Raw genomic sequence first — 17,898 nt, 5'->3', positions numbered from 1 at the left:
CCGCCGAAACCCGCGCCGATACAAGGCCTGGCTGTCGAAAATCGCGTTTTTGGCCGTGGAACTGTCGAACTCCGGTGTCCAGGACCTCGATGCCGCGGTCGCCCGCGCGGACATCATCACGGCCGCCACAAGCGCATCAATCCCCGTGATCCGGGGCGAGCGCGTTCGCCCTGGTACCCATGTCGATCTGGTGGGCGGATACCGATCCGACATGCAGGAGGCCGATTGCGATGTATTCCGCGGTGCGCGGATCTTCGTGGACGACCGCCAGAATGCCGTTCAGTCGGGAGACATTCAAATCCCGCTGCAAGCGGGCGTGATTCGGGATAGTGATATAGAAGGCGATCTGTTCGATCTGTGCCGAATGACGGCGTTCCATCGTTCGGCCGGAGACCGGACGGTGTACAAGAATGCCGGCGGTGCGCACCTGGATCTGATCGTCAGCCAGTATGTTGTCGAGCAATTGAAACCGCGCTAACCAGCAGGCCCGGCGCCAGATGAGATGGAAGACCGATTCAGCCGATTTGCCAACGATTTTCTATTGTGTCATCGACGACCGTTGTACGCGTGAAAGCCGCCGTTTTACTGGCGCCGCACCCCACGGCCGATGAGGGTCGCCCTGTGCCGTTCGGCTCGATGAGCACGATTGCGTAAGCATCTGCTAGATAAGCCAGTTTGCGTATGATAAAGGCTATTCGTATACTCCTGAATCATCACTCGTTGACACAGTTGCGAGAGATACTTTCTTTTCCCACGAGAAAGATGTCCAACTTGCCGAACTCCGTCCGCGCATTTGTCAGGATCATCATCCTTCTAACTTTGATAACGAGTTCCACGGCTGAAGCTGCCCCCGGGACGTTCGACTCATCTTCGCGAGCAATAGATTTTGTGGTTTCTGTTGTATTGGCCGATCTTCGTAGCGCACGCGAAGGTCACTCGCATGGGCTGAACTAAGCCGAAGGGGAGACGGCAGAGACCGTCTCTCGTTCACTGCGAAAGTGGCTCGCCAGTGGCAAGACCGAATCCTTGCATTTCACGCTCGCAGAGCGCCAAACTCTCTACGCATTTCACTGGGCCGCTGAATAAATGCCCAACGATTCCAAGTGCTTCAAAGATATCGAGTCGGAGGCATGTGCCGCAGACTTGGCGCGCTGGCTCAGTGAAGTTAAAAATGGAAATCCGAACTTCGTTGCCGCATACCGAGAGGTGCAAATGCGTCTCAGGCTGCCGCCAATCGCAAAATAGATCACTGCGATCGACAGCTTGGCGCACCGTTCTCTCGGTCTGCGCTTTCGCCTATCCACTAACTTTATCGAAAGTTGCTAGTAGATCGGCGAGTGCCTTTTTGCATGCCGACTCGTCCGGAGCTTTTGATCTCAAGGCGTCTAAAGCTCGATCGATGGCTTTGTCCACTATATGCCAGTCGGCCGCAGCACGGGGTTTTAGGGCCGGTTCGGCCTCGTCCCATGAAGTCTCAAGATCCTTGATTCGGATCTTCGCACCTGAGAGATCGCCTTTATCGACCTTGGATGCCGTGTCGGCAGCGATCGTTCGAAATGGCGATAGATCGCCCAGCTTTGAAGCGGCTTGAGCAGACGCAACCACGTCAAACCCGGAGGGTGAGAGCGAGGTGAAAAACACCGCCCCGCCTACTACCACGCTGGCGCCAAACGCTGACCACCAATTTGCTCGCATGATTCTTTCTCCCATAGATTAGATTTGCGCCGTTCGGGAATCTTCGGCGGACGGCTTTCGAATGCTGACGAGAACAACTAACGCGATGATTAACACAAGGAAGCCAACGCTCGTATACACAGTTCCGAAACCAACGCCTCCATATGTGCGCGACTGCGAAAGTAAATCACCGAGGGAGGCGCCCAGCGGACGCGTGAGGATGTAGGCAATCCAGAAAGCAAGTACTCGATTGACACCAAGGTATGCAGCCGCCGCCGTGGCAGCTATGAGAGCGCCAAAGACAACCACGCCCCATGAGAAACCCAGCCCGAGTGCTTCTGTCGCGAGGTCACCGGCAGCAGTTCCCAAAGCGAAAGTACAAAGAATCACCACCCAGTAAAAAAGCTCCCGTCGCAGAGTGTCGATATGCCTGATGGACAAAGTTCCCTCCGAGCGGTACCAGGCCCAGAAAACAATCGCCAATATGACAGTGAAACATGTTGTGCTGATATATAAGCTGACGCCGGCACCGTCGGTTAGGGCATCAGTAATTTGAGTGCCCACGACACTGATCAGTACCACGGTAAGCCAGTACGCCCAGGGAACTAGCTTTCGGAAGCGCAACTGCACACCGAGCGCAATTGCAAGAAGCGCGACTGTGATCACGTCGGTGAGCAGAGTACCCAACTCCACATTAACAGCAAGGTAGTCTGCAGCGGTTTCGCCGACTGTGGTCGACAGTATCTTGATCAGCCAAAATGCGATTGTGACCTCTGGAACCTTGTTGTCTGCCCAGAGCGGATACGTGCGTTGTGGATCGGCCATCAGCGGGCTCCCATGGATAGGACGCGACATGCAGGAAGGAGTGAACGTCGCCCTGGTTAAAAGAACGTCGCGCTAGTTGAAAGGTCACTCTGGAGGGGAAAACTTAGTTGCGGCTTAGATGAGGCAAGGGGACCTCGCGGTGAATGATGCTTCTGCGCAACAATCCGGTAAGCGTCACGCGGGACTATCATCATGGCCACATACTGTGCCGAGAAATTTGTGTACGTTTCTGGCCCGATCGCGCTTGCGCGCCGTTCTGATCAACAGCTTGAGCTACTCGTCGATGCTCTGCACCTGTTCTTTACGCAGGCATCCGAAGGTCGATAATCGACATTGGTCTGGTGGTGAACGCACAGGTTACGCAGGCCAACGGCACGGCCGAGCGAGACGGCGGCGCAGATGCTTGCGGATGTCGCGCGAATCGCCGGCACGCCCACCACTCCGAACGGCGTACGGCTGCCTCCAGCCGAGCTCGAACTGCTCGAGCCATTGTTACGTGGTGGACGAACGAATTACGCACTTCGATGGCGCATGATTCCCTGGAGTATCGTGCAGCGCATTCTGCGTACTGTTCCTCAGTCGGGCTTCGGTTTTGCTGCAGCGACGGGAATCGGCGATCTCGCTAACGAGTCGATCAAAGCATGCTTTGCTCGTCATCCTCGCTTCCGCGTTCGCTTTACGCCGACCTCGGCGTCGTGGCTCACTCATGTAGAGCGATGGTTCGCCTCGATCACTGAAAAATACCTTCGACGCGGTATGCATCGCTCGATACGTCAACTCGACGACGTGATCCGTCAATATTTGGACGTCTACGACGCCATTATCACCGCGGGCATCCAGAGGCACGGTGCGCAGCGCATTAGGGAACCGCGCCTGTCCGTCGAAGGCGACGTCATGGCTGGTCCACTGCACGCTGTGCAATCATGCCTCGTTCCCGAATATCCGACCTGAACACAGAGCGCCATTCAATTGGCTTGCATATTCGAACGTCCGAGCGACATGTCAAAGTCGTGATGTCGACTCGGAACGACCCAGTGCGACGTCCTCAGCCCTTACTGATAGAAATTCAGCGTCACCACCGCCGAGCGTCCCGGTGCCCAGGTCGCATAGATCGGATAAGCCGTCGAATAATATTTGCGGTCGAAAATATTGTTCACATTGAACTGCAGATCCACGCTCTTCGCGACGCGATAGGTCGCCACGGCATCGAAGCGCGCATAGCCCGGCGTCCACTTGCGCACGGTCGGCGTCACGGAAGCGTACGTCTTGCTCGCGATGGTCGCGCCCGCGCCCACCTTCAGCTTAGGCATCACTTCATAGAACGACCACAGCGCGACGTTGTGCTTGGGCACCATGACCATCGGCAGGCCCGACGATGCGGCGTTGGCCGCGCCGGCATCGACGGTGATCGCATCGAGATACGAATAGCCGCCGAAGATGCTCCACTTGCCCGTGATATTGCCCGCCGCGCCCACCTCCACGCCGCGCACGCGCTGATGTCCTGCGTTGATGGTTCCGCCGAGGCCATCGGAGACGCGCGCGTTGGTCTTGTCGGTCTGGAACAGCGCGGCATTCAGCGAGAGACGTTCCATCACGTCCCACTTCGCGCCCACTTCGATATTGCGGCTGCGCTCGGGCGAGAGATCCTGATTCGTCCCGGTGATCTGGTCGGTGCCGCCGCCGAGTCCCGAGTTCGCGCCCGGCGGATTCGCAGACGTGCCGTACGACGTGTACAGGCTCACCGAGGGCAGCGGCTTGTACACGAGGCCGAGCTGATAGCTAAAGAGATTCGAGTTGTTCGTCAGGTCCTTCGCGCCCGCCTGCGTCGCCGTGACGTCGAAGCGGTCGAAGCGCGCGCCCGCGTTGAACAGCCACTGATCGGTGATCTTCACGCTGTCGAAGATGTACGCCGATGCAACGTTGGTCTGCGTATGCGTCGCCGCGCCCGGGAACCCGGTGTCGCCGTTGAGCACGATATTGCCGAGCCACGGATTGTCCGGGTTCCACGCGTTGATCGGCGTGCAGTTGAACGGCACGTTGCACGGCGTGTTCGAGCGGATGTTGTTGCCCGCGCTGTCGGTCACGAGATAGCCCTCGTACAGACTGTGCTCGTGACTGAATTCGATCCCGCCCGTCATGGTGTGCTGTATGCCGAACACGGTCGCACGGCCCGTCAGCTCGGTCTGGTTGGTGATGCTGTTGGTCGCGTACTTGCCGCTCTTCGCCTGCAGCCCGAGGATATTCGACGTCGCGTTCTGCAATTGCGGATTGGTCGCCACGTAGTCGAGCGTCGTGCGGCCGAACATGGTCGTGTTCTTGAGCTTCAGGTTGTCGTTGAAGCGGTGTTCCACGCGCACCTCGCCGGTATCCGTCTGGCCGTAGCGGTAGTCGCGGTTGTTGAAGCCGTAGAACTGGCCGCGGTCGCTGTCGATCGGCGTGCCGCCCGTCGAGCGGAACGGCACGCTGAAGTCCGGCATGTCGTAGGTGTTCAGGTGGTAGTAGCTCACCGTCACCGTCGTCGGGCTGTTCAGTCCGAACGCAATGGACGGGGCCACGCCCCAGCGCTTGCTGTAGACGTTGTTGCGGCCGGCCTGATTCGCGTCGAAGCCCATCGCGTTGAAGCGCCATGCGTTTCCGTCGCCAAACTTCTGGTTCGCATCGAGCGTGAAGCGCTTGTACGCATCGGTGCCGATGCCCACGCCCGCGTTGATGAAGTCGTCGTACTTCGGCATCTTAGTCTGGATGTCGATGCTGCCGCCCACCGCGCCGCGCCCGGCATACACGGAGTCCGGTCCCTTGATGACCGTGATGCTCTCGATATCGAAGGTCTCGCGGTTCTGCACGCCCGAGTCGCGAATGCCATCGACGAAGATCGAATTGCGCGACTCGAAGCCTCGAATCACCGGACGATCCGCCGACGGATTCGCCGCCGCGTCGCCGCCCAGGAAGGTGATTCCGGGCACGGTCTTGAGCGCATCGGCGAAGGTCGTCGCGTTGGTCTCGCGGATCAGCTCTTCGGGAATGACGGTGATCGAACGCGGCGTGTCCAGCAGCGGCGCGGTGAATTTGTACGACGGCAACTCCTTTGTCTGCAGGTCCGATTGAACGCCGGTTGCATTCACTTGAACGGCGGGGAGGGACTGAGTCGACATGTCGCCGGAGTTCTGGGTGGACGCTGCTTGGGCGACGGCTTGAGACGGAGCAAGGAAACTTGCGCAATAGAGGGCACCGACGGACGCGAGCAAACGCGTCCGCGTCTTCAGCAGAGCGGGCATGGTGAAAGTGTTGGAGAGAAATGACGCCCCACGTTGCATGGAGCACAAGAACGCGACGTGCGCGCATCACATAACGCTAAATGCGAATCATGCGCATTTGTATCGGCGCGAAGTGTAATGGTTATTTACAAAGATGTAAACGCCACTGATATCGATTGGTCGCTTCGCAAATCCATGTGCGCAGCCAACACTGGCGAGCAATTTGCCCGCGATCGCACCGAGACGGTCGAAACGCTCTAGGCAGCCGCACATCGGTCTAGCTCCCCGATGCGACACGCCGATCAGCTTGTGGCGTGCGCAACAGTCGAAGGTCGTCCAGGTGGCACCGATTGCGTGTTCGCTTGAATTGACGTATTCCTGCGCCGTGTAGTTGACGGCGCCCGTTCGCGTAAAATCGTTCCCCCGATTTTGCTCAACATGGCCGTTGGTGAGTTACCTCGGCACCGAGCGTAGCCCTTGTGTTGGTTTTGGTCAGCGTGCGCTAAGGTAAGTAACGGCGCCGAAGCCGAACGCCCGTGATCGGTTCACTGCGAGAGTCAATTCGACGACTTGGTTGCTTGCTCGCTGTCGTCGAAAAAACATCGTCCAGGAGTTTAATGCCTGGACTTGGTGATGCGAAACGCGGCAAGCGTCGCAGCACGCCGCCGCCGGCAAATCGATGGTCGTTTATGTGAACAAGAAATGTTTCATCCACGGACACCAGTCTGACGATGAATGGTCAGAGATCCGATAAGAGCAAAAAAGCCCGTCGGATAGCCGGGTGAAAAGGACTGGGCGCGTTCAGAGTCACACCCGACCGCGTGGCACCCTGCTAGAGGATGCCGGACGTGAGCACACCTGCATTGGCCGAGCTTCGCCAGGATGCAACTCGACGTGCAGTTGCACGAGCCAGTCATCTGTCGAAGGGTTCGTCAGCACCAACCGCCCGGTGCCTTGCGTCCAGGAGATGCGGCGAGACACACGCGCCATTTCGAACGCTCGTCCAGCGACGCGTCTGACGAAAAGCACGATGATCGACGCACTTGCCAGAATCGCAATGCGGACCGCCGGCGATTCAAGCGCGGCAAGCCGCCCAGAACAACCGCAGACCGCCAGCCAAACCGCATCCGACGCTGCGACGGATAGCGCAATCAATACCGCATTGGCGCGCAAGGCCTTCAGAGTCGACGCTCGCATGAAATTCCCTCGAATTGAACAGCGCGGACTGTCCTCGCCACGCGATTATTGCGACGTGAACCTTAGGGCGGGCTTAGGCTATCTGCCTACACGCGTACAGTCGGCATAGAAGATGGTCAGTACATCGGAAGATGTAAGGGGTTCTTAAGGTAGTGCCCGGAAAATTGCTTCCGAGAGAGTTTCGAATCCGGGCAGGGAATGCAGCTGTTGCTGGTAGAAGACGATGAGATGATTGCCGAGCCAGTGCTGGCTGCGCTCGGCCGTCTGGGTTTCACGGTGGATTGGGCGCGAGATGATCGGGAAACCAAGCTTATACTTGGTCGTGGGGCTCAGGATCTTGTCATACTCGACCTGAACGTTCGCATGCAAGACGGACTCGACTTGCTTGCGACAATTCGCAGTTGTAGTACAGACGTGCCGTTGCTACTCTTGACCGTCGGCGAGGCAGTAGATGACCGTATTCACGGACTTGACCCTGGCACGATCGGATTTGAGACAACACATTTCGATCTCGGCGAGCTGACCGCACGCGTGTGTGCGCTCCTACGAACTCGGCCAGGCCACATCCGGTCCATATATTCGCACGGGGAGTTGAATCTCAATGCAACTTCCCGTGAAGCTACAAAATCAGGCGTCACTCTTGATCTCCTGCCGCGAGAGTTCTCCCTGCTTCAAGCGCTAATGGAAGATCCGGCGCGAGTATTTCCATGTTCCGAGCTTGAGAAGAAGATTTATCGCCCAGGCGAGACCATAGGAAGCCACGCGGTAGACGCGCATGTACGCAACCTGCGCGGCCTAATTGGTGCGGAAGAAATCGTTACAGTGCGCGGCGTCGGTTACCGCTTGAACCGGATTGCCTGAATATCGAATGGCAGCGTCGCTTACGCTTACCAACTCTTCTGGGCGTTGACCGCTGGCGTAGTCTCGCGGCGTTGCAAGGCGCGGTGGCTGCTTAATGTCCTGCCGCGCCTTTCATGCGCGAAACGATGCTGCGTGTGGCTCCATCGACGGCGTCTTCGTGTCATGGCTTGTCCTTCCATTCGGGCGGACCGGGCATGATGCGGATGATGAAAAAGGCCGCGGAGATCGAGACGGGAACTGCTATCCGCATCGTAGGCAAGAATAGACCGTTGAATCGATCAAAGAGCCTATCGCCGAGAGCCTTGCCGCGTGACACGCTGGCTCACGCGACGTGCTTTCTCGCGCACACGGTGACACCGTTCACCGTCTATCTGCCCGTCTCAGGCATGCGTGCCCTACGATCGCGTCCGTTTGGTTAATCGCAGAAGCGGCGGCGTTCGACACGATGAGAGGCGCCGGAGACATCGGCGGGGGGCGAAGATCATCTTCACCCTCGAAGCCGAATATCGTGTCGCGGATGGTACGAGCACGCGGTCCCAGAACAGCGTCGCATGGAAGAAGCTGTTCAGCATTGGCCTGTTCGCCAGCGCGGACTGGACCCCGCCGTGCGCCGGGGGGGCGAAGGCGTCAACGAGTCGCCTCGGCAGGCAGGAGCCGATCTTTGGACCTCGTGCCGAGCCAATGCGAGAGCCGGTCGAACCACAGGTGCACGACCGGGGTGGTGAACAAGGTGAGCATCTGCGAGACGATAAGACCGCCGACGATCGCAATGCCGAGCGGGACGCGCAACTCCGCACCCGCACCGTGGCCGAGCGCGAGCGGCAATGCGCCGAATAACGCGGCGAGCGTTGTCATCATGATCGGTCTGAAGCGCAGCACGCAAGCCTGACGGATGGCCTCGACCGGCGAAAGGCCTTGCTCACGTTCCGCGACCAGCGCGAAATCGATCATCATGATGGCGTTTTTCTTCACGATTCCGATCAGCAGGATGACGCCGATCATCCCCATGATCGATAGATCCTGTCCGCAGAGCATCAACGCGAGCAGCGCGCCGACGCCCGCGGAAGGCAGCGTCGAGATGATGGTGAGTGGATGAATCGCGCTTTCGTAGAGAATGCCGAGCACGAGATAGACCGCGATCAGCGCGGCGCCGATCAGGAATGGCTCCGTCTTTAGCGAAGCCTGAAATGCCTGCGCCGTGCCCTGAAAACTGGTCGAGATCGCATCTGGCTTGCCGGCCGCGGCTTCCGCGCGGTGGATCGCCGACACCGCATTGCCGAGTGACTGGCCCGCGGCGAGATTGAACGAGATCGTCACCGAAGGGAAGAGCCCCTGATGGTTGATGGAAATCGGCGAGACCGTGTTTTCCACTTTGGCGAGCGTGCTGAGCGGCACCAGTTGATCGTTGAGCGGCGAACGCACGTAGAGGTGGGTGAGGGCGTCCGTCGTGAGTTGATAGCCGGGATCGACTTCCTCGATCACGTGATACTGGTTCAGTTGCGTGAACATCGTCGCGACCTGGCGCTGACCGAAGGCATCGTAGAGCGTGTCGTCAATGGCCTGAGCCGTGATGCCGAACCGCGATGCGGTGCTGCGATCGATCACGAGGGTCGCGCTCGTTGCGGACGCCTGCTGGTCCGATGTCACGTCGGTCAGTTCGGGCAGCATGCCGAGCTTCTTCGTGAGCACCTGCGCCCAATGATTCAACTGCGCAATGTCCGGGCTTTGCAACGTGTACTGATACTGCGCGGCGCTGATGCGGCCACCGACCTGAATGTCCTGCCGAACCTGCATCGACAATGAAATTCCCATCACGTTCGCGAGTTGCGGCTTCAGCCGCGCGAGCACCTGTCCCGCGCTCGCCGTGCGCGCACCGAACGGTTTGAGGTTGATCATCACGCGCCCCTGGCTCACGGTCGGATTCGGGCCGATCCAGTAATAGACGTTGTCGACGGCGGGATCGGCCTCGATGATATGGCCGAGCTGCTGCATTCTGGCGGCCATCGAACGCGGCGAGACATCGGGCGCGGCCTGGGCGATGCCCATGATGAGGCCTGAATCCTCCTGTGGAAAGAATCCCTTGGGAATGGCGACGAACAGCGCGCCGGTGACGACGATCGTTGCGACCGTCACGCCGAGCATCACCTTCTGATGCCGCAACACTCGGTCGAGGCCCCGTTCGTACGCGCGCTCCATCGCGACGAAACCGCGCTCGAGCCAGCGCTCGAACACCGCGAGGCGCCCCCGATCGCTGCCGGGCGCCTTGATGAGCCAGCCGCACAGCATCGGCGTGACCGTCAGCGAGACAAGAGCGGACATCACGATGGCCGCGCTCACGGTGACCGCGAACTCTCGAAACAGCCGTCCGACGATGCCGCCCATCAGCAGAATGGGAATGAACACGGCGATCAGCGAGATCGTCATGGAGACGATGGTGAAGCGTACCTCGCGCGCGCCGAGCAGCGCGGCGCGCATCTTCGGCACGCCTTCCTCGATATGGCGCATGACGTTCTCGATCACAACGATCGCATCGTCTACGACGAAGCCGACCGCGATGGTCAAACCCATCAGCGACAGATTGTCGAGGCTGTAGCCGAGCACGTACATCACGCCGAAGGTCGCCACGAGCGACAGCGGAATCGTGAGGCTCGGGATCACCGTCGCCCACACGTTGCGCAGGAACGAGAAAATCACCATCACGACGAGCGCGATGGTCAGCATCAGGGTGAACTGGACGTCGCGCACGGAGGCGTCGATGGTCTGCGTGCGGTCGCCGACCACGTGCAGCACCGCGGCGGCCGGCAGCGAGGCCTGCAGCGAAGGCAGTCTGGCCTTGATGTTGGCGATGGTCTGCACCACGTTGTAGCCGGGCTGCTTGTGAATATCGAGAATGATCGCGCGATCGTGCTGCAACCATGCGGCCTGCTGCGTGTCCTCGGGCGCATCGACGACGACGCCGAGATCCTGCACGCGCACCGGCGCACCGTTCTTGTAGGCGACGACGAGATTGCGGTAATCATCCGCGTTCGTGATCTGATCGGTCGCGTTGAAAACGACCGAACGGTCCGGTCCGTTCAGGCTGCCCTTGGGCGCGTTGACCGTCTGCACGCCGACGATCGAGCGCACGTCTTCCAGCGTGAGGCCGCGCGCCGTCAGCTTGTCCGGGTCGAGACGGATGCGCACGGCGGGCCGTTGCTGCCCGTGAAAATCGACGAGGCCGACGCCGGGCATCTGCGATATCTGCTGCGCGATGTAGTTCTCGGCATAGTCGTCGAGTTGCGTCAGGGTGAGCGAGGAAGAGGTGAGCGCGAGCGACAGAACGGTGAAGTCGGCGGGATTCACCTTCTGATACGTCGGCGGGTTCGGCAAATTCTTGGGCAACTGGCCGCCCGCCGCATTGATGGCCGTCTGAACATCCTGTGCCGCGCCGTTGATGTCGCGCGAGAGGTCGAACTGTACCGCGATGTTGGTCGTCCCCAGCGAACTCGACGAGGTCATCTGCGTGATGCCCGCGATGTTCGTCAGCTGACGCTCCAAGGGCGTCGCGACGGATGTCGCCATCGTTTCGGCACTCGCGCCGGGCAGTTTGGCGACGATCTGGATGGTCGGGAAATCCACCTGCGGCAGCGGAGCGACGGGCAACAAAAAGTAGGCCACAGCGCCCGCGAGCAGCACGGCGATGGCGAGGAAGGTCGTCGCTATGCGCCTTTCGATGAAACGTTCGATCAGGCTCATGATGAGCTTTCCGGTGCTTGCGGCGTGGGTTGTACGATCGTAGCCGCGACGCGCACGCCCGGATTCAGCCGGCTCTGACCATCGAACACGACCAGGTCTTCCGGCTGGACGCCGCTGGTGACTTCGGTCATCCCGTCGACGCTGGCCGTGGTTTCGACCGGGCGCAATTGCACGCGTCCGCCTGCCGACACGACGAAAACCTGCGGGCCATTCTGCGTGTTCACGATCGCCCGGCTCGGCACCGCGATCCGCCCGCTATCGGTGCGCAACAGCAGGCGCGCATTGACGAGTTCGCCCGGCCACAAACTCCGGTCCTGGTTCGCGAACGAGGCCTTTAGCTTGATTTGTCCCGTGGCCGGATCAACGGTGCTGTCGATGAAGGTCAACTGTCCGTCGGCGAGCGCCGCGCTGCCCGATCGGGTGCTCACGTGCACCGGCAGCGGCGCTTTGGCCTGGTTGGCGAGCAATTCGGACAGCACGTCCTGCGGAACGGAAAAGACCACGGTGATCGGCTCGATCTGCGTGACGGTGACGATGCCGGCCGCATCCGACGGATGCACGATCGCGCCGACATCCGCCTCGCGCATGCCGACCCGCCCGTCGAAGGGCGCATGGAGCGTCGTGAAGCCGAGTTGCAGCCGATAGTTCTGTACGGATGCGGCGTCCGCGGCGACCATCGCCGCAAATGAGGCGACCTGCGCCTTCGCGGTATCGACGCTCTGCGAGGTCGCCGCGCCGATGCCGACGAGCTTCGAATAGCGCGCGAGATCGAGACGCGCGTTGTCGAGACTCGCCTGATCCTTGCGTTGGGCGGCTTCGGCTTGCTGCAACTGCGCCTTGAGCGGACCCTGATCGAGTTGCGCGAGCACCTGTCCGGCCTTGACGTCCTGTCCTTCGGTGAACGCGACGCGCTGCAATTGCCCGTCGACGCGCACTTTCACGTCGACCGCATTGAGCGCCTGCACGGAACCCGTCGCCGTCACCGAAATGGGAAAGTCCTGGCGCAACGGATGCCCCGCGTTCACCGGTACGGGTGCGGCGGCGGGCGTGGCGGCGTGCTTCGGCCACAGGCACCAGGCGGCGAGCGCGGCGGCCAGCGCGAGCGCGGCAATCATCGGGAAGCGGCCACGTTTCCGACGCGGCGCGTACTCGCGCGGGATGTCGTCGATTTTCATGAGCGAGTCGTTCAGCTTGATGGGTTGGACGAGGCGGTGAGTTCAACGCCGCCGCCAAATGCGCGAAACAGGCTCACGGACGCCTGCAGCCGGGCGAGACGAGCCTGAACCAGCGTGTCCTCGGCCTGATAGCGCGTGCGCTGCGCATCGAGCACCGTGAGAAAGTCGACCGTGCCTGAGCGGTATTGCGCCTCGGCGAGCGTCGCGGCTTTCGCGGCGGCATCGGCGGCGGCGCGGTCGGAGGATTCCGTCAAGGCTTGCTGGCGCGCAATGGTCAGCGAGTCTTCTACGTCCTGCAGCGCGCTGATCACCGTCTGCTGGTAATCCGCGACGCTTTTGGCGGCGGCACCCCGCGCCGCGTGAAGCTGGCCGCGCAACGCGCCGCCGTCGAAGACGGGCGCGGCGAGCGACGCGGCGAGACTTGCGAACGGGCTCGCGAGGAAATTGGAAAGCGACTTGCTCTTCCAGCCGCCGTCCGCCGTCAGCACGATATTCGGCAGGAACGCCGCGCGCGCTGCGCCGACATCGAAGTTCGCGGCTTGCATTTGCGCTTCCTGCGCGCGGATGTCGGGCCGCGCATCGAGCAGCTTGGAAGGTAGATCGGGGCGTGCTTGAGGAATCGGGATGCCGTTCAGGTCGACTTCCTGCACGGCGAATTGCTCGGGTGCGCTGCCGGCGAGCACGGCCAGCGCATGTTGCGCGATTTCGAGCTGCTGCTGGAGCGAAGGCACAGCCGCTTGGAATGTCGCAAGTGCATTGCGTTGCTGCTGCACCTGAAGTTCTGTCGCGACACCCGCACTCTGCTGCGCGAGCAGAAGCTGAAGAACGCGTTCGGCGTCATGCGCGATGCTGCGCGCGATCACGAGTCGTCGCTGCAGGCTCTGCACCTCGAAGTATGTGTCGACGACGGATGCGGTCAGCGTGAGCGCGACCGTATCGCGATCGAACCCGGACGCGCGTGCGAGCATCGCCGCCGAATTCGCGGTCGCGGAATTGAGGCCCCAGAAGTCGATTTCGTAGCTCGCTTCCGCGAACAGGCTTTGGCTCCTCGTGTTCGACCCGCCATGACCGCCCTGATGCGCCCGGTCGAACGCCGCTCCGATGCCAAGCGACGGATACTGCGCCGCTCCTGCTTTCTCGGCCGTGCCGCGCGCCTGCTCGACGGCGGCGATAGCCGAAGCCAGCGAATAGTTGTGCGCGAGACTCGCGGCGACGAGCGCATCGAGCGCCGGATCATGATAAGCACGCCACCAGCCGCTTCGCACCGGAACGGTTGAATCGAGCGAGGCGGTATCGATCGCGCCATCGAACGTGCCCGGCATCGACATCGATGGTCGATGATAAGCCGGCGTCATCGAGCAGCCGGCCAGCAAGGCGGCGGCGACGTAGACGGCAATCCGACGAACCATGACACGCTCTCTCGCAACGGGAATGCTGCACAGCGTATCGAAGCGTCCCTGTCGGCCCTTTCTCGCGAAGATGAAATTTTTTTAATGCAATAGCGTAAGACCCTGCACGCGCTCACGGCGCGTGGGCGCTCACCATGTATCCCGCGCCCACGTCGGTATGAATGAGCGGCTGGCCGAAATCGCGATCCACTTTGCCGCGCAGTCGATGCATGTGCATATCGACGATATTGCCGCGCGGCTCGAAATCATAGTTCCACGCGGCCTCGAGCAACATTGCGCGCGTGACGACCTGGTCTTCGTGACGCATCAGGCATTCGAGCAGCAGGAATTCTCGGTGCTGCAAACGCAAGGCGCGCCCCGCGCGTGTCGCGCTGCGCGAGGGGATGTCGAGCACGAGATCGGCGCATGCCAGCGAACTGCTCATGCGTGAGCGATTCGTGCGGCGTGCGAGCCCTTCGACACGCGCAAGCAGTTCTGCGAAAGCGTAGGGTTTCGCCAGATAGTCGTCGCAACCGGCCCGGATACCGTCCACGCGTTCATGCAATCCGCCTGCCGCGGATACCATGAGCAAGGGCGTGTCGATGCCTTCCATGCGCAATTGACGCACGAGCGCGATACCGTCGAGGCAGGGCAACGTCCGGTCGCTCACGATCACGTCGTAGATCGGCTCGCGGGCATGGGCGAGCCCGGTCGCGCCGTTTTCGACCGCATCGACGATATGCCCGCTTTCGGTCAGACCGCGCAGCAGGAGTTGGCGCGTGCGCGCGTCGTCTTCTATGAGCAGAATGCGCATGCCGGAAGATTAAATTTTTTTCATGTTGGGGCGAAACGGCTGAATGGTGTGCGATGGCATACTCCATTCAAACGCATGCTCAGCGTAGCGCAAAGCGCGCGAAGCGTTGTATGGCACGGGAAAAATGGCAAAAGTACTGGTCGTCGAGGACGACGCGCAAACACTCGATGAAATCGTGGAGGCGCTCACCGATCACGGGTGCACGGTCGAGACCGCGCAGACGGGGCGCGATGGCCTCGTGCTGGCCGTCGCCAACGAGTACGACGCGATCGTGCTCGACCGCATGCTGCCGGGCGGGCTCGAAGGTCTCGGCATGTTGGCCGCGTTGCGCCAGGCGGGCGTGCAAACGCCCGTGCTGATCCTGAGCGCGCTGTCCGCAGTCGACGAACGGGTGCGCGGTTTGCGCGCGGGCGGTGACGACTATCTGACCAAGCCGTTTGACTTCATCGAACTGACAGCGCGGCTCGACGCCATCATGCGTCGCCGCGAAGGCACGCCGAATGCGCAGGCCTACCAGATCGGCCCCTTGCGACTCGATCTGCTCAAGCGCGAGGTGACGTGCGCAGGGCGGCCCGTCGCGCTGTTGCCGCGCGAGTATCGTCTACTCGAATATCTGATGCGGCACGAAGGGCAGGTCGTCAGCCGCACCATGCTATTCGAAGCCGTGTGGGACTATCGGCTCGACGAACGCACGAACGTGATCGACGTGCATATCAGCCGTCTGCGCAAGAAGCTCGATGAAACCGGTCATGCGCCGATGATCGAGACAGTCCGCGGATCAGGATATCTGCTGCGTGCGCCTGACTGAACTCCATCGCACCTCGAGCTTTCGGCTCGCCACGTCGTTCCTCGGACTGTTCGGGGCGGCGACGCTCGTTCTCTTCACGTATTTGTACGTCGCGATCACGGGATTCGAAATGGAGCGCATCGACGACTGGCTCGTGCGCGAACACGCCGAGTTGCAGCGTGAACAATCCACCGATCTCATCGCGCGATTCGATCAGCAGAACCTGTACGACACGCGCCATCAGCGCCCGTTCGGTCTGTTCGATGCGCAGGGGGGCGTGTCGCGGGCGGTTATCCGGACGCACGGCCGCCGATTCCCGTGTTCGACAAGCCGTTTTCGACGCGCATCAACGGACTCGAGCATCATCCGCCCGCGCGATGCATCGCCATGCGGCTGCCGGATGCGCGCGTTGCGCTGCAATGCCAGAACATACGAGATCTCGATCACTTCGACGAAGAGCTGTTGCGCGCGCTGCTGACGGCGGGGGTACTGACCGTGTCGGTCGCGCTGCTTGGCGCGGTGTTGGTCGGTCTGAGATCGATGCGTCGGCTCGATGCGGTGACGGCGTCGATCAAGGAGATCGTCGCGGGCAATCTGAGCCGCCGGTTGCCGGTGCATGCGAAGGACGATGATCTGGACCGTCTGGTGCGCGTGGTCAATGACATGCTCGATGAAATCGAACGCCTGATGCACGAAGTGAAGGGCGTGTGCGACAACATCGCGCACGATTTGCGTACGCCACTGACGCGCCTCATTGCGAGTCTCGAGCGGGCGCAGCGCCGCGCGATGAACGAGGCGAGCTATCGCGCGACTATCGACGAGGTTATCGAGGCAGCGGTCGGTATCCTGCGCACGTTCAACGCACTGTTGCGCATCTCGGAGATTGAAAGCGGGGCGCGCCGTGAGCACTTCGCGCACGTCGACCTCGGGGCCGTCGCAGCCGATGTCTTCGAGCTTTACGAACCCGCGGCCGAAGTCCGTGCCGTCGAACTGACGTTGCATCGGGACGACGCAGCGCCGTACAGCATGCTGGGCGACCCGAGCCTGTTGTTCGAAGCGATCGCCAATCTCACGGAAAATGCAATCAAATTCGCGCCGCATGGCGGTCATGTTCGTATCGGTCTGGCGAGAAGTGACAAGTCGATCAGCATTCGGGTGCGCGATGACGGACCCGGCATCCCGGCTGAAGAGCGCGACAAGGTGTTCACGCGCTTCTATCGGGGTGAAGCCAGCCGCCATACGCCGGGTAGCGGGCTCGGTTTGAGTCTGGTTCTGGCGGTGGCGCGGATGCACGGAATGACGGTCCGCTTCGAGGAGGTTGAACAGGGCTGTTCTATCGTGCTGACGGCGGTGCTCCGAGAGCGCCTGGTTTCGGCCTCTTGAGCGTAAAGCAATCCCATCTCGGCCTTGTCGCGTCTTTGTTCAATTCCGACATGCGCGAATTGCTTCTCCTACTGCCTGCGGCCAGATCGGCGAACTGAATATGTGCAGAAGGGCCACTAGCGCGCCGTCCGGCCGAAGGCAGGATGAGGTGAGCATGAGGAGGCCACGTTGGTTGGAGGGCTCTGCACCCTTGGGGCGGCCGATGATCATACGGCACGCGCTAGGAATCCGCGCGGCAGACAGAATTTGAGCTGCCGGTACTGACGCCACATCGTGCGGCGTCAACGCCGATTGCGGTTTGGTCCGCCATTGCGCGCAAAAATGGCTTTCCCGGCGGCGAAATCAGGGCAATGTTGTCCCCTTCGGGACTTACGCAGGCGTCATTTTCGACATTCTGCGTAGGTTCAGCGCCGCGCAGACGAGTTTCCATTCGGCCTGGGCCTTGGCCAGTCCGCGCATGCTGAATTGTCGAAATCCGAGAACGCTCTTTACCCAGGCATTCGGCGGTTCGGACAGCCATTTGCGCTTTCGATAGGCCGCCTGAGTTTGCGCACAAGTAAACTTGTCGGCCATCGCAGCGCATAGCGGGCGCTTCCGGGCATCGACCTTCACCTCTTTCTTGCCCTCGCGTCCGGGCGCCACGATCAACTCGGCGGGGTGCTCGCGCAATTGTTCGAACGTCGCCTCCGAGCGGTAGCCCGCATCGGCAAGGACTTGCTTGGGGGCGGCCCCGGCGTCGCGCCCTACCGCCGCCAGAACGATCGGCTATTGGCCGCTGTGGGCAGCACAGTTAACCAGTTCGGCC

At 61.1% G+C, this 17,898-nt stretch carries 11 protein-coding genes and 3 pseudogenes; 6 read left to right on the top strand and 8 right to left on the bottom strand.

Features of this window, described 5'->3' with window-relative positions:
• Positions 1 to 478 (top strand): annotated as a pseudogene (locus tag AWB78_RS38495) (hypothetical protein); the annotation flags it as partial.
• An 818-nt stretch (positions 479 to 1,296) separates the two neighbouring features.
• Here AWB78_RS38495 and AWB78_RS44365 read toward each other — a convergent pair.
• Positions 1,297 to 1,695 (bottom strand): histidine kinase, encoded by a 399-nt coding sequence (locus tag AWB78_RS44365; protein ID WP_074173648.1) that lies wholly within the window; start codon positions 1,693 to 1,695, stop codon positions 1,297 to 1,299.
• A gap of 18 nt (positions 1,696 to 1,713) precedes the next feature.
• Entirely contained in the window at positions 1,714 to 2,499 is a 786-nt protein-coding gene (locus tag AWB78_RS38490) for a COG4705 family protein (protein ID WP_062611966.1), read from the bottom strand.
• A 280-nt stretch (positions 2,500 to 2,779) separates the two neighbouring features.
• On the opposite strand from AWB78_RS38490, the pseudogene AWB78_RS49930 reads away from it, so the two are divergent.
• Positions 2,780 to 2,940: pseudogene (locus tag AWB78_RS49930) on the top strand (IS5/IS1182 family transposase); the annotation flags it as partial.
• A gap of 611 nt (positions 2,941 to 3,551) precedes the next feature.
• On the opposite strand, the gene AWB78_RS38480 reads toward AWB78_RS49930, so the two are convergent.
• Positions 3,552 to 5,774 (bottom strand): TonB-dependent receptor, encoded by a 2,223-nt coding sequence (locus AWB78_RS38480; RefSeq protein WP_062611961.1) that lies wholly within the window; start codon positions 5,772 to 5,774, stop codon positions 3,552 to 3,554.
• 1,374 nt (positions 5,775 to 7,148) lie between these two features.
• On the opposite strand from AWB78_RS38480, the gene AWB78_RS38475 reads away from it, so the two are divergent.
• Positions 7,149 to 7,811: a response regulator transcription factor gene (locus tag AWB78_RS38475; protein ID WP_062611960.1), complete on the top strand. Its 663-nt coding sequence runs from the start codon at positions 7,149 to 7,151 to the stop codon at positions 7,809 to 7,811.
• 627 nt (positions 7,812 to 8,438) lie between these two features.
• Here AWB78_RS38475 and AWB78_RS38470 read toward each other — a convergent pair.
• The 4 genes from AWB78_RS38470 to AWB78_RS38455 form a co-directional block, all read right to left on the bottom strand.
• Positions 8,439 to 11,546 carry an efflux RND transporter permease subunit gene (locus tag AWB78_RS38470; RefSeq protein ID WP_062611959.1) on the bottom strand — a complete coding sequence of 1,036 codons (3,108 nt, stop codon included), beginning with the start codon at positions 11,544 to 11,546 and terminating at the stop codon, positions 8,439 to 8,441.
• A complete protein-coding gene (locus AWB78_RS38465) occupies positions 11,543 to 12,721 on the bottom strand; it encodes an efflux RND transporter periplasmic adaptor subunit (RefSeq protein ID WP_062611958.1) in 1,179 nt (392 codons plus the stop codon). Before AWB78_RS38465 ends, AWB78_RS38470 begins: the two co-directional genes overlap by 4 nt.
• 11 nt (positions 12,722 to 12,732) lie before the next feature.
• The gene (locus tag AWB78_RS38460; RefSeq protein ID WP_062611957.1) at positions 12,733 to 14,130 is read right to left on the bottom strand and encodes an efflux transporter outer membrane subunit; all 1,398 of its coding nucleotides are present in this window, start codon (positions 14,128 to 14,130) and stop codon (positions 12,733 to 12,735) included.
• A gap of 112 nt (positions 14,131 to 14,242) precedes the next feature.
• Positions 14,243 to 14,923: a response regulator transcription factor gene (locus tag AWB78_RS38455; RefSeq protein ID WP_062611956.1), complete on the bottom strand. Its 681-nt coding sequence runs from the start codon at positions 14,921 to 14,923 to the stop codon at positions 14,243 to 14,245.
• A 124-nt stretch (positions 14,924 to 15,047) separates the two neighbouring features.
• Between AWB78_RS38455 and AWB78_RS38450 the strand changes: the two genes are divergently transcribed.
• The 3 genes from AWB78_RS38450 to AWB78_RS38445 are packed head-to-tail and all read left to right on the top strand — an operon-like array spanning position 15,048 to position 17,093.
• Positions 15,048 to 15,731, top strand: a complete 684-nt coding sequence (locus AWB78_RS38450; protein ID WP_062611955.1) for a response regulator transcription factor — start codon at positions 15,048 to 15,050, stop codon at positions 15,729 to 15,731.
• The gene (locus tag AWB78_RS48800) at positions 15,718 to 16,188 is read left to right on the top strand and encodes a hypothetical protein (protein ID WP_062611954.1); all 471 of its coding nucleotides are present in this window, start codon (positions 15,718 to 15,720) and stop codon (positions 16,186 to 16,188) included. Before AWB78_RS38450 ends, AWB78_RS48800 begins: the two co-directional genes overlap by 14 nt.
• Entirely contained in the window at positions 16,173 to 17,093 is a 921-nt protein-coding gene (locus AWB78_RS38445; RefSeq protein WP_062611953.1) for a sensor histidine kinase, read from the top strand. The genes AWB78_RS48800 and AWB78_RS38445 overlap by 16 nt, the downstream gene beginning before the upstream one ends.
• Before the next feature lie 369 nt (positions 17,094 to 17,462).
• Here AWB78_RS38445 and AWB78_RS38440 read toward each other — a convergent pair.
• Positions 17,463 to 17,898: pseudogene (locus tag AWB78_RS38440) on the bottom strand (transposase); the annotation flags it as partial.

The sequence above is a fragment of the Caballeronia calidae genome (genome assembly GCF_900044055.2).
GTDB classification, from domain to species: domain Bacteria; phylum Pseudomonadota; class Gammaproteobacteria; order Burkholderiales; family Burkholderiaceae; genus Caballeronia; species Caballeronia calidae.
Note: the sequence above shows the minus strand (reverse complement) of the source record. Positions and strands in the feature narration are given on the sequence as shown.